9 protein-coding genes are annotated in these 13,631 nt (G+C 50.8%); 4 read left to right on the forward strand and 5 right to left on the reverse strand.

The features are described 5' to 3' along the window. From ACFOET_RS00805 to ACFOET_RS00820, 4 genes are all read right to left on the reverse strand, one after another. A partial coding sequence (locus ACFOET_RS00805; RefSeq protein ID WP_379018564.1) for a hypothetical protein occupies positions 1 to 2,915 on the reverse strand: 2,915 nt, incomplete at its 3' end. 119 nt (positions 2,916 to 3,034) lie between these two features. After that, the gene (locus ACFOET_RS00810) at positions 3,035 to 3,175 is read right to left on the reverse strand and encodes a hypothetical protein (protein WP_379018566.1); all 141 of its coding nucleotides are present in this window, start codon (positions 3,173 to 3,175) and stop codon (positions 3,035 to 3,037) included. 7 nt (positions 3,176 to 3,182) lie between these two features. After that, a complete protein-coding gene (locus ACFOET_RS00815) occupies positions 3,183 to 3,347 on the reverse strand; it encodes a hypothetical protein (protein ID WP_379018568.1) in 165 nt (54 codons plus the stop codon). Between the two features lie 1,704 nt (positions 3,348 to 5,051). After that, on the reverse strand, positions 5,052 to 5,669 hold the full coding sequence (locus ACFOET_RS00820; protein ID WP_379018570.1) for an IMPACT family protein: 618 nt from the start codon (positions 5,667 to 5,669) through the stop codon (positions 5,052 to 5,054). A 375-nt stretch (positions 5,670 to 6,044) separates the two neighbouring features. Between ACFOET_RS00820 and ACFOET_RS00825 the strand changes: the two genes are divergently transcribed. The 3 genes from ACFOET_RS00825 to ACFOET_RS00835 are packed head-to-tail and all read left to right on the forward strand — an operon-like array spanning position 6,045 to position 9,887. Further along, positions 6,045 to 8,114 (forward strand): hypothetical protein, encoded by a 2,070-nt coding sequence (locus tag ACFOET_RS00825; protein WP_379018572.1) that lies wholly within the window; start codon positions 6,045 to 6,047, stop codon positions 8,112 to 8,114. 1 nt (position 8,115) lies between these two features. Then, entirely contained in the window at positions 8,116 to 8,946 is an 831-nt protein-coding gene (locus tag ACFOET_RS00830) for a DUF2490 domain-containing protein (RefSeq protein WP_379018574.1), read from the forward strand. 44 nt (positions 8,947 to 8,990) lie between these two features. After that, the gene (locus tag ACFOET_RS00835) at positions 8,991 to 9,887 is read left to right on the forward strand and encodes a hypothetical protein (protein ID WP_379018576.1); all 897 of its coding nucleotides are present in this window, start codon (positions 8,991 to 8,993) and stop codon (positions 9,885 to 9,887) included. A gap of 59 nt (positions 9,888 to 9,946) precedes the next feature. Here the strand turns inward: ACFOET_RS00835 and ACFOET_RS00840 are convergent, their stop codons facing one another. After that, a complete protein-coding gene (locus tag ACFOET_RS00840) occupies positions 9,947 to 10,810 on the reverse strand; it encodes an EamA family transporter (RefSeq protein ID WP_379018578.1) in 864 nt (287 codons plus the stop codon). A 181-nt stretch (positions 10,811 to 10,991) separates the two neighbouring features. Between ACFOET_RS00840 and ACFOET_RS00845 the strand changes: the two genes are divergently transcribed. Further along, the gene (locus ACFOET_RS00845; protein ID WP_379018580.1) at positions 10,992 to 13,619 is read left to right on the forward strand and encodes a valine--tRNA ligase; all 2,628 of its coding nucleotides are present in this window, start codon (positions 10,992 to 10,994) and stop codon (positions 13,617 to 13,619) included. Positions 13,620 to 13,631 lie beyond the last annotated feature (12 nt).

Genomic DNA, 13,631 nt, shown 5'->3' on the forward strand with positions numbered 1-13,631 from the left:
GGTTTGTACCGGGTGTCCGCCGAGTAATTGGCGGGGCCGCCTGCCGAGGGCGGCAGTTGCCCGGCCGTAGACCGGTTGCTGAACTTGAAGGAAGCCAACGGCACGGGCGATACCGTCTCCAATTCCAGCACCTGGTCCACTAAACCCTGTCCACCGGGCTTGTATGTAGTGATACTGCCCGACAGGATCGTCCGAGTAGTGCCGACCTCCTTGTATTTCACCTGTTCGATTGGATAAGAGATCAGGTGGTTATCCTTCATCTCCTTGATGAAACCCGAAGTATTCGCGTAGTCGGGCGGATAGCTCGTATAGCTCACCTCCTCACTGCCATCGCTAGTGGTCTTCTCTGTCCGTATCAGCTGATAATGCCTGTTGTAGTCGTACCCGAACGTTGATGTCTGCTCAAACTCTTCACTGCCGTTCTCGAAAACGGTGGCTTTCGAATCGTAAAGATCCATAGTGCCTCCTGTTTGGTAGTACACACGATGGGAATACGAACCCGGAACATCCGGATCGGCCACGAATTGCAAAAGTGGAAGATAATGGTGGGTACGTGCTTTCAAGTATACATGTGTCGAATCGACATGCATAAACGGCGTATAAAAAACGCCCTCGACATCCGGTGTCCCAGCATAGGCATATCGATTGATTTTAGACCGTCTCAGTACATAGCTGTCCGTGGTCTTTTCATAGGTACTTTCGCTGAGTACCTTTCCCCTCAACCATTCATTGTCGATGGGCAGATGATAAGGAAATTTATAATATTGCCCGCCGTCCAAGGACATTGTAAACCGGTATTCGGTTTTTCCGTGGTTCGCTTGCTGGTCGCCGAAATATTCTGTCACAAATTCATAGCCTACACTGTTGCCCTGCAGGCTCGTCAACGGACTTCCCGGCCGCGCACCGTGGTGTCCTGCAATCAGGTACCCAAAACTCGGCGAATAAGCCCCCAAAGTGAAGAAAGCGGGCAACCCAAATATCTGTCCGCTTGTCCCACCCTCGGGCTTAAGGTAACTGTAAGTTCTACGCATCGCAGTACCGTCGGGATTGGCATACGTGATCTGTCTGATGCGCTTGCCGGCGGCAAACCAGATTTCGCTTTCCCCACCCTCCGCACTCTCCACAAGCTCATTCCATTTTAATGTTACAAAGAATGTGTTGTGGTAATCGTTTACATCATGCGACTGCGGATGTACCGGGGCCACTTCAAGCGAATAGGTATCAGGTATAACTGTCAACGTCCGTTCTGTTGCGGGTGGGATGTAGAGTGTATAAGAGCGGGACGCATTGAAAAGCCTAACGTTGTATCTGCAGTAATTTTCCTCGGAGGTTGGATCGCACCATGGCCGATCTATCGCAAAGTGCAATTGCCCCAGTAAGCCGCCTCCTATCGTTATCTGTTTCGAATATTTGCCATTTGCATAATACATCGCATTCTTTAGTAATGATTCCAGTTTAGCTACGGTGTCCGTCGGATTATTTGGGGCATAAAGCATGTTTGTTATAAATGGTGCTGCTACCGCTTTGTTGTGCTCATATGCAAACAAAACGCTACCGCCGGTCGGATATGTCATTTTGGTCAGTATTCCTGCCGCAGCCCTTATGGTATCTACCTGTCGGGTCACAGACTGGCTACCGTAAGTGAAGAAGGTCAGGTATTGGCCGTTTGGCTTGCCATTGAAAAAGCCCCAGTTGTCCACGGAATTCGAAAACCTGTTTGGCAGCAAGGTAGCCGTGTTGTAGGTAAACGTATAGGGTGGCAGCTGCCCCGATCCCGGCGCAAATTCCTGTATACTATTCAGGAACAACCGCTTGCTTGCTTCAGGTTCCGCCGTCCGCAGATAGCTCAGTACATTATTGTTGTCAATCGGGGAAGTGGTATATTGGTAACTGAATTCGTATTCCTTTATCAATGTGTTTTGCTTGTCATAGATACTGATACGGCCAAGCGCCTTTGCGCCGCTCAGGTCCTGCCTGTTTGTCGTCTGGGGAGCAAAAACCACCTTCCCTCCGTCGTAGATAATTTCTTTTATTTGTTGTTGTCGGCTGCTGACACGAGCGAAGTGACTGCTCGGGATGTTATTCTCGATCCGATCAAATGAGCGCCTGTAAAGCTCGGCAGCTTCCTCTTCGTAAACAAATTCGACCTTATGCCCTGTCGGTGTCTCTACTTCCATTAGGTGCCAGGTATTCGGCGCCCTAACCCCGTCATCAGGATATTGGGCCAGCCCCGAGCCAAGCCGAAAGACATAGGTATTGAGCGTCCAGTCTACGCTGCGCGCATGCCTAGCGCCGTTCTTCGAACGTCCGAAATAATACACAATACCACGGTTGTCGGTTACTTTCCAGCCTTCTATATACGCCGAAGTCCCCATAAGCCGCTCAACCGACATATCGTCGTGGCGCTGTAGTAACGCTTTCTTGTCCACCTGGTCGAGTATAAACTTGTTGCCGATCCCATTGGCATCGATCATGTAAAGATCTGGTTCCATATCCAGGTTAAAATTCACCACATCTGAATACATCTGTGCGCGCAACGTCGGGTTTCCAAACACACCGTTGTAGTAATTCTGGAATAAGTAGCCAAACGTGATCTCATCGGCCAAACCCCGGACCTGCCGCGTAATACTGCCACCAAAGCTGAGCGACCAGCCAAGCCCCGTGCGGGAAGCCACTTCTGCTACGGGGATTCCACGGGCGTGATAGCCAAGCCGGATGGGTATTCTGATTACTCCTGCTTCCACCGTAAAGATATCCACCCCTATCTGTGGCAAACCCGTGTAAAGTGAAGTTGGGACTTCTGTGAATTTAAATGCTGCTGCGGATTCCGGCGATGGGGGCACAATCCTAACGTCTTGGCCCTGTACAGGCGCGATGGCAGATAGTGCAAAAAGCAAAAGAAGGGTTCGGATCATAGTCAAGATATGTATAAAAAAATCGGCGAGTTTATTCTAATCAATTGTGTATAATGTTGGTTTGTACATGACGCATGTAATGAAATTCAATGTAATAGATAATATTTGCTTCATTGCTTCTAGCTTTTCGGGTTCATAATCAGTTCACTTATCTGTTGTTCGACGTTCATTAGACGTTCCCGAAGTTGTCGATTTTCATCGGCCTTTTCAATCAAATGCAAGGTCAATTCTTCCACTTTCTCCAGCAGTTTGCGATTCATATCACGCTCAATGAGGAGCTCGGATATCCTTGGTGAAATTGACCTCGATAAATGTGTTTGTCCCGTCATCGGTGAGTCGGGCGTCGGACCAATGCGGCGAAGCTTTGCTGTCCGAATGCACCGAAATGCCACCTACCGTGCTCCAATCCTTGAACCAGTCTATATGTAACACACTCGGCGTAAAATTCCCGTCACCTCTTGTGCACACACTTACACGCCCGAACCCTCTGCCGTTCTGTCCTTGTACAGTGGCTACTCGTTTTCAGCCGGTGCCCCCGTCGCAACATTGACTGTGGTCTGTGCAAATGCTGTATGCATTGAAAGCATATTCATAAATGCTAAGTATTACTAAACTTTTCATTCGCCTGAATTTTCCTCGGCTCATGGTAACCCCGCTGTTGACGGGTTAGTCAATTGTAGTATAAATATACCTTGTACTAATCACATTGACTAAGGTACACAGCAGAAAGCTCCTTCACACCACGTCTAGGCTATAAATGTGATAGGCATAGGCTATAAATGTGATAGGCTCTGCCTATCATAAAAATCACTTTAATTCCAAAGCGTTCGGCGCCGGCGAGAGGGCATCATCACAGAATGTAAATATTGGTATGCATTTTCCGTGTTCGTTAAACAGCAACACGGTATCATTTTCATTGATTTTAATTCTTAAAAAGTTATTTTCTGAGCCATAGACATCAAAACATTTGATTAACAAACTCTTATCCACTCGAGGGTTTGGGATAATGGTATCCACGAGTAAGTTCCCGTTAATTCCTACCAAGAAAGATTGTTCTCCATATAAAATGCATATGATGGGTTGAAGAACAAGGCCACATTTTATAATTCCCCCAAAACTTTGGACAGATTTTGTTAAAAATTAAGTGATACTGGCGGTATACCAGTCGCCCCCATCGGCGTCCCTCAAAAGCCAACTAAAATTTTTAAACGAATTAGAAGATGCGCCGGATAAAACGCCAATTTGGAGAAAATCACCTTTTGTCTGCCCAGTCGCCCAGGGTGACCATTACCTCTTTTGCAGCCACCTTGCCATCTACGGACAACGCATAGCCAACTAGGCGTTTGCTGCCCACCTGCAAACTGTTGTAGATACGTAGGTGCCCCGACTTACTCAGCTCCAGTTTGTAGGAGTCCGTCTTGGAGCCCCAATAAATTTCCTGTTACTGTGGAATCCGAACAACAACTCAGTGCTTTCACTGGGATTATAGACGATCGCAGCGGAGCCGGGGTTCTTTAGTTGCAGCACATTGCGGAAGCTGTGATAGGTCTAGACTATAAATGTGATAGGCTGTGCCTATCAACCTGCCGATCAACAAACCGATATGGACTTTAATGAACTGGCTTGATGCTCCCAATTATCGTCATGGATTGGAATTGGTGATTAAGGCAGCGAGCGCCGTAGTCGTATTGTTATTTGCCATATTTTGAGCTACCATAAAACCAATTATTCTTTAAGGAAACCTTATCAGACTTGGTCGAAACTTAACGACCCTTTACTCCATTGGGCTGTTTGATATCTTTTGGCTAATGAGGAGAAATATAATCCACAAATTCAAGCAATCCACCGTAGGTTATCATGCTTTGCTATCACCGATGCAATTCCAGCAGCATAAGCTTCTCCCTGACTATGTCCTGCATCATTATATAACTAACAAATCGACCATCTCGCCAATATTAAATTTATCATTGTTGGTTTCTGGAATCATGGGGCTTGATGGCTTGGCGGCCCGCCAACTAACCCGTGCGGAATATCTCTGATTGTTTTCTGTCTGTAAATTTTAAAAGTTGCCAGACATACTTACGTAAACTGCCGCTCAGTTTGCATTCTCAACTTTTTTTGTGTTTAAACCTCACTTCAAACCGTCTCCTGAAAAACAGCACTCGCCCCTTCTAGCTTTCCCAGCCTCCCCAGCACCTGTTCTACCCGCTGCTGGCGGATTTCCAGTTCGATGGTGCACTGGCTGTCGAATTCCTGCGCCCGCACCGACAGCCCTTCCTCCTTAACCACACGCATGACATCATTCATCTGCTCGTAGCCGAAAGACACCCGATAGACATCGTTCATTGTCAGCTCCACGATATCGGCAGCCGACAACGCTTCCTGCGTAGCGGTTTTATAAGCATTGATCAGTCCCGGCACACCCAGCAGCGTACCGCCGAAATAGCGCACCACGACCACGAGGATATTGGTCACGTCGGCAGACAGCAGCGCATTCAGTATAGGACGACCCGCCGTACCGGACGGCTCTCCGTCGTCATTGATGCGGAAGACTGAACGGTCTGGCGTGAGCCTGTAGGCCCAGCAATGATGGCGGGCCTTTGGGTGCATAAGCTTCAGCGAGGCGACCAGTTCTTTCACCGCGTGCTCATCCTTCAGCGGATAAGCATAAGCAATGAACTTACTGCCCTTGTCCTTGAACAGCCCTTCGGCGGGACCAGCAATCGTTTTATAGGTGTCGTCAAACAGATTCATGAGCAGGTAGCAATCAATACGGATACAAGGACCAAAGTTACCCAATTTTGTTGATTGACGACATTTTCGCAGGAAAGCATGGCGCATCTCTCGTTCTGGGACGTAGCGATAGGTGCATCCGATGTTGACGAAATTCCACAAAGTGTGGAACAATCGGGAAACGTCAAATCAGCTGGATTTCGAGCTCGTGATTAAATAACTTATTGTTAGTTAATTAAAAAATATTCGTGCAAATAGCCCATTACGGCATCGTTTTGTCTCATCTTCTCATGTGAAATCACGCGCACGTACCGTGGTTTCCTACCTTGCTAAGCAGCAATCTCAGATACGAAATACCGGTTTCAGCATCAAAATCAACCGGACACTTAAAAAACTATGCATATTGATCATACGCGTCACCATCAACGATTTATCAGCCATTCAGGCAAACCTGTTCTCCTCCTTTTAACGCTCATCTTTACAGTAGCCAGCCTGACGTCACTGCATGCGCAGCAGCTTTCCCGCTACCAGGGCCGGTACATCCTCCGCGACTCGCTGGTAGGCATTGCCGACTTCCAATACCGCTTGCAACAGGACGACACGATCAAAGACGGACGGTTTATTTTCCGTCATTTCGTAGAGCACTACCTGGAAACAGACTCGATCCATGGGCTTGTGCTTGACGGCAACTTCCGGAACGGCTTGAAACACGGGCCTTGGAAATATGCATCGCGCCAATATGCCGTTGCCGGAGAGGCACAGACCATCGAAGGCCGCATCGTCTATGATGCATCGGGCACGGAGTGGTTAATCAACGCCAATTTCCGGGAAGGCCGGGCGCATGGAGATTATGAGCTGGTCGTCCGCCGCATTGCCGAGTCCAATCCGACAGATACATCGTTTTATTCGAAAGCTCAATATCAAAACGGACAGATTACCGGCCGCCTGATCGGCTTCACCCCCAAACTGCACGTGGAAGGACAGTTTGATGAAGAGGGATTTCCCAACGGGGATTGGGTGTTTACGCACCGCACCGGCAACGGTAGCCCAATCCAGGAACTGCGCCGCTACGACCACGGCTTTTTCAGCAAGCATTACTATAAAATGGGCGATCGCTTGTTGGAAATTAAGCATATCGGATTCGATACGCTGGCCAAAAGCGGCAGGGGGCTGCTCACCCGTTTTCCTGCGACCAGGGCCTACTTCCGTGCATTGGGCTATACCAATGTGGCAATGGATACTACAGCAATCAGCGGCGTGATCAGTATCGACAGCTCCCAACGGTACATTTCCAGAGCTAACGAATTTCTGGAACGTGTGTTCATCCAGCCGGCGGGCTACCGCGACAGCAATGTCTGGCTTGGCGCTGGCGGTAGCGACCCTGTACCCCCCATTCGGGTGAAAGTCAGCGAATTTTCCTTCTCAGAAGCGGAAGCGCACCTGAATCAGAACAATGAAAGGCTGCTCTCCGAAGTGCAAAGCCTGATAGACGATTTCTTCGACAACCCCAACACCCAACTGGGGCGCTTCACCAACGAGCAGCTGAGTCGCTTCTACGGGGTGCTGCGCATTTACCGCGACCGGGTGGGCCGGATTGCGCCGGTCATCCAATTCCTGGCTGATGAAGCATCCGAATACGTCGACCACGATGCCATCCTTGCGCACAATGCCATAGATATCCGGTATCCGGACAAGCTGGTATACGAATTTCAGGACGAAAAGCTAACGGACACCCATCCGTTTCCGCCAGCGCTAACGGCATTCAATGCCCATTCCCTCAACCGGCACCTCACGGCTGTATTCGATGATGTGTCGGCAATCATCAGCCGCGCAGAAAGCACGCTTGGCGGCTATCAGGCGCAAAGCGACCTTAAAGACAACGAACGCCAGCTCGTAAGCCTGCGGGACTCTGTCATCCGGAAGTTCAGCAATGCAGAGCAACGCCAAGATTATAACCGGCTTCACGGTGAAATGCGCGATTCGGTACACCGGTTCATCGATATATCGTTCAAGGAGTACGCTGCGCTTCAGGTGTACCGTCGCTTGCTGGCCGTCGATTCCCTGCAGGTCTGCTACACGGACTATCTGCAATTGTATGATACGCTGGTCGGCTATTACGACCGCCTTGAGCAACTGGATCGGCAATATACGCGTTCCATTTGGAACCCCTACACCTTCACTTATATGGATGAGCGGATAAAAGAGCGCCTCTACCGGGCCTTTGAAGAAACGGTTTTCCCATATGTGTGGGAAAGAGCGCGTCGACAGCTCTCGTGCGACAGCTTGCCCATTAGGCTCAACGACCTCAAACAGCTACTGGACAGAATGGCCGAACTGCGGCTGGAAGACACCAAAGCACTGGAAAATAACCTGCGGCGATCCCGGAATGATGTGCATAAATGCCTAGAACTGATGGGCCTCCATCTGGATGGAGCGCCTGCTACGGAACTGAAAACGAAGATTTGAGATGGTGACCAACAAGCGGAACGTTACTGCGCTATTTTTACTGATTTTTTGCGCGCCTACGCTGCATACAACAGCCTACGCCCAGGACGCGCGGCCTGACAGGGCCATCACCCAGCCAAACAGCACAGCATTGTGGAACGGCTTCTACGGCCGGTTCCGGCTGAGCGAAAGGCTGTTCTGGGATGCGCAGTTCCACTATCGGCGCGTGGGCGACGGTGATACGGACTACATAGGCAGGATGGGACAGGTCTACAACCGGCATGCCCTGAACTACCTTGTGAACGACCGGCTTACCGTTTCATTGGGACCGGTCTTGCGCCTCAACTTCACGCCTGACCCCGGCAACCCAGAATTTGAAAACGTTGTACTGGAACCTCGTATCTGGCATGAGTATCTCTTTGCCATGCCTTTTGGCGGAAACATGGCCTACCACCGCGTACGGATAGAGCACCGGTGGAGCCGTTCCAACGCCGTGGGGGCCGATTGGATATTCCGGAACCGGTGGAGGTACAAGTTTTACATGAATATCCCCATAAACAACCGCAGGCTGATTCCCGGAACATTTTTCTTTACACCCGATGTGGAAATTATCATGCAGAGCGGCAAACCTGTGGTCGATAGCCCGATGGAAGATTTACGCATCAATCCATCTATCGGATTTATCCAAAACCCGCGTCTTAAATATACGTTGGGGATCATGTATACAACCGGCCAAACGCTGGACGCGGGTTATGTGTACACCTCCCGCTGGATATTGCGGACAAATGTCTACATATCGTTGGATTTCCGTAGAAAGGAAGCGCGGTTCCCGGGATCACGTTTGGAGGATTGACGGCTCGCTATGTTGTTAGTTGACACGTACATGACCTATTTGCGATGAATGGAAAACAAACAAAACCGACTATTGCTTTAATCATCCTCGCCACCATTGCAGGGGGCTTGGCACTGGCATTGACACTCGTTTCCATGGACAGGGTGCGGTTAGCGGCAGAGAATGACCGGCTCGGCGCCATGGCCACGCAATCGCACCTTGCCGGGAGCTCACGTGATCTTATCGCGGGCCTTGCCGACGCCGACGACCTACTGTTTGCCGGCAAATACCGGCAGGCTGCGGAAGCCTACCAGCAACTGCTCGGGACCGCGCCGGCTGACGCTGCCGGTATACTGGAGAGGCGCATCGATTATGCAACAAACAGGTCTGATCGGCACCCGAACGATTTAGACTCAGATAACGGATCTGAAAAGATAGATCAGCCCGCTGCGGATTCACTGGGCCTGTTGCGAAGACAAAACGACAGCCTATTGCATGCATCAGTCCATTTAGCCGACAGCCTGAACCGCCGGATTACCGAGTTGGGCAGGCAGATACGAGACCGCAACCGGGCATTGGAACAGAAAGCACAGATGCAGGTGATGGTCGTCAAAAATGCAGACGGCCTGACCATACACTATTTGGGTGAAACAAAAGAAAGCAAGGCAAATGGATTCGGTACCGGCATATGGAAACAGTCGGGGGGTGTTTACAAAGGTGAATGGGTGGACAACCAAAGACACGGCCAGGGGACGTATACCTGGTCGGACGGCGAGTGGTATGAAGGTGAATTCTACAGGGATAAACGGAATGGAACCGGGCTATATACCTGGCCGAGCGGCGAACGGTATGAAGGCATGTGGAAGGATAACAAGCGCCACGGCAGCGGGGTACTCTATGACCCGGATGGCAACGTCAGTTACGACGGCTTGTGGCAAGATGACAAGCCGCTGAAGAAATAACGGGTTCTGCCTAAAAACACGCAAAGCTACTGCAATCGCACAGCGTCAGCGATCAAAACTCACCAGTAGGCAATGATCAGCACGGATACAACGGCCAAGGCTATCCCTATTTTATTGATTAACGACAGTTTTTCCCGGAAAAGCACGACCCCGACAAGCGTACCGAGGGCGATGACCCCCACGTTCATACCGGTGAATACGATGGAAGGGTTTTCCGGCAACGCACGGTGGGCTTTCATATAAAACAAGATGTTGGCAAAGTTGAACCCGCCCAAGACGATTCCCCAGAATATGGCATGCACTGAAAATTTCTTGCGCGCCACGGTGACGTGATAAATCAGGTAGCCGAACGCAGCAACCGTCGCGAAGCTAAAGACAATCAGCATCGAAGTGGTGTAGGGCACTCCGGTGTGCTGCGCAACCTGTTTGAACAGGATGTCGATGATACCATAGCCGAAGAATACGACCAGGGGAAATATCCACATGCGATGATTCATCCCATGTTGATTGCGCCCGCGGTGCCAGCCTATACTGCATAACATCCCCCCTACGCCGATGGCGACACCAACAAGCTTGCCTACATGCAGTGATTCGTTGAACAGCCAGAAGGCAGCAATAAGCGCGATGAACAATGAAAGGCGCTGTGCCACTTCCGTACGCACGATTCCTGCATATCGAATGGAAGCGCTAAGGGCAAAAAATATGCCCGGCAATAGGACAGCCAAAGCGGCGTACTGCCCAACGGGTGCCAAACGAAGCACATCTGGCGACCATTCTGGCCGGAGGAAAAACCACGTACACAGCACCGCCATCGGATAGTTCCAGACAATGAGCTGGGATGTGTCCACACCGTAACGCCGGGCCAACTTGAGGAGCACAGAAACCGTGACACTGCAAACGACACTGAACAATACAAATACCATGGGCCCGATCTGACGATCGGCTAAGTTAGTAATACTTCCGATATAACCATGCGACAACCGCATCCATATATAATAACCGGCATTAACCAATAGGTAATGGCACGCCGGCTACCGGATGATTGGATTTGCTTTCAATCACAACTTTGGCTAAGTTTGCGTCCCTTAAAAGCGTAGATATTCCATGAGCATAGCAAAAACATACAGCCCAAAGGAAGCCGAGGACAAATGGTACACCTACTGGCTGGAAAAAGGGTTTTTCCGTTCCGTACCGGACGACCGCGAACCATATACTATCGTGATGCCGCCACCCAACGTCACCGGCGTACTGCACATGGGGCATATGCTGAATAACACCATACAGGACGTATTGATCCGCCGTGCTCGTATGCAAGGGAAGAACGCCTGCTGGGTACCCGGTACCGACCATGCCTCCATCGCGACAGAAGCTAAAGTCGTATCAATGCTTAAAGACAAGGGTATCAACAAAAAAGAGCTGACACGTGAACAGTTCCTTGAACATGCCTGGGAATGGAAGGAAAAATACGGCGGCATCATTCTGAAGCAACTGGAAAAACTCGGTGCCTCATGCGATTGGGACCGGACACGCTTCACCATGGAGCCGGACCTATCTGATGCTGTGATCGACGCATTCATCCGTCTCTACCGGAAGGGGTATATTTACCGTGGGGTGCGTATGGTAAATTGGGATCCTCAGGGACGCACGGCCCTCTCCGATGAAGAGGTCATCCGCCGGGAGGTAAACCAAACGTTGTATTATGTGCGGTATGCGGTGAAGGATGTAGATGAAGAGGCCACGTATCTGACCATTGCAACTACACGCCCCGAAACCATCATGGCAGACACGGCGGTGTGCATCAACCCAAACGACCCGCGGTATGCGCATCTCCGGGGGAGAAAGGCGTTAGTTCCGCTCATCAACCGTGAAATACCGATCATCGAAGACGAATACGTGGATATGGAATTCGGTACCGGTTGTTTGAAGGTGACGCCAGCGCACGACCTGAATGACTATGAACTGGGGCTCCGGCACAATCTGGAAGTCATCGACATCTTGAACGACGACGGCACACTCAACGAGCAGGCACAGATCCTGGTTGGCGAAGATCGGTTCAAAGCCCGCAAAGCTGTCGCCCGGCTATTGGAAGAAGCCGGCCAGCTGGAAAAGACCGAGCCTTATAAATCACAGGTCGGCTTTTCTGAACGAACAGATGCAGCAATTGAACCGAAGCTGTCTATGCAGTGGTTCTGCCGCATGAAGGAACTGGCCAGGCCAGCGCTGGATTATGTGCTGAACGGCGAGGTCAAGCTGATCCCCGACAAGTTCATCAGCACATACCGCCATTGGATGGAAAACATCAAGGATTGGACCATCAGCCGCCAATTATGGTGGGGGCAGCGCATTCCTGCTTGGTACAACGCTCAAAACGAATGGGTAGTAGCCAAAACGGAAGAAGAAGCCCGGAACCTGTTTGAGGCGGAAGGCAAGTCGACCGAGCGCATCCACCAAGAAGATGACGTGCTGGACACGTGGTTTTCCTCGGGCCTTTGGCCTATGTCGGTATTCGACGGCACACGCCACCCGGACAATGACGACATCCGCTATTATTATCCGACCAATGATCTCGTTACTGCTCCTGAAATCTTGTTTTTCTGGGTGGCGCGCATGATCATCTTCGGCCACGAATTCCGCCAGCGGCCGCCTTTTAAAAACGTATACCTCACGGGCATCGTGCGCGACAAATTGGGGCGGAAAATGTCCAAATCGCTCGGCAATTCGCCGGATCCTATCGAACTGATGGAGCAGTACGGCACGGACGGCGTACGGGTGGGCATGCTGCTCTCCTCGCCTGCCGGCAACGACCTGATGTTTGACGTAGCCTACTGTGAACAGGGACGCAATTTTGCGAACAAGATCTGGAATGCGTTCCGGCTGGTCAAAGGCTGGGAGGTAGCAGATAGCGCCTCCACCCCGGCGCAGCGCGAGGCGGCCAGCTGGTTCCAGCACCGATTCAATCAGGCCATGGCCGAGATAGACGCACATTTTGCCGCATACCGCATATCGGATGCGCTTATGGCTACTTATAAGCTCGTCTGGGACGATTTCTGCTCATGGTACCTCGAACTGATGAAACCTGCCTACCAGCAACCTATTGCAAAAGAGGCCCTCGAAACAACTAAGGGATTTTTCGCGTCCGTGCTGAAGCTCATCCATCCGTTTATGCCTTTTATCAGCGAGGAGCTGTGGCACGACGAGCTGTTTGGCCCACGCGCCGAACGTGACTGCTGCATCGTGGCCGAATACCCTAAGGGCGGCGCATATGATGAAAAGAAGCTCGCCGACTTTGCCGGAATCCAACAAGTGGTTTCTGAAGTGCGCAACCTCCGGAATGCCAAGCAAATATCACCGAAGACACCGCTTCCGCTTATGATCAATGCTACTTCGGGAATCGACTTTGCCCGCTACGCAGATTGTATACAGAAAATGGCCAATGTTTCGGATATCGGTGTTGCCACCACACAACCGGCCGGCTCGACCAGCTTCCTGGTTGGTAAAGACGAGTTTTATGTAAGCCTGGCGCAAAACATCGACGTGGAAGCCGAGCGGGAACGCATCACCAAGGAAATTGAATACCTGCAGGGGTTTCTCCGATCGGTAAATGCCAAACTCTCCAACGATCGCTTCGTGCAAAATGCCAAACCTGAAGTGGTGGCCAACGAGCGCAACAAAAAGGCCGACGCCGAGGCGAAGATCAAGTTGCTGGAGGAAAGTCTGGCGAATCTTCTTTGAAACCGTTTGGTT

Source organism: Parapedobacter deserti, assembly GCF_042646065.1.
In the GTDB taxonomy this organism is placed as follows: Bacteria; Bacteroidota; Bacteroidia; order Sphingobacteriales; family Sphingobacteriaceae; genus Parapedobacter; species Parapedobacter deserti.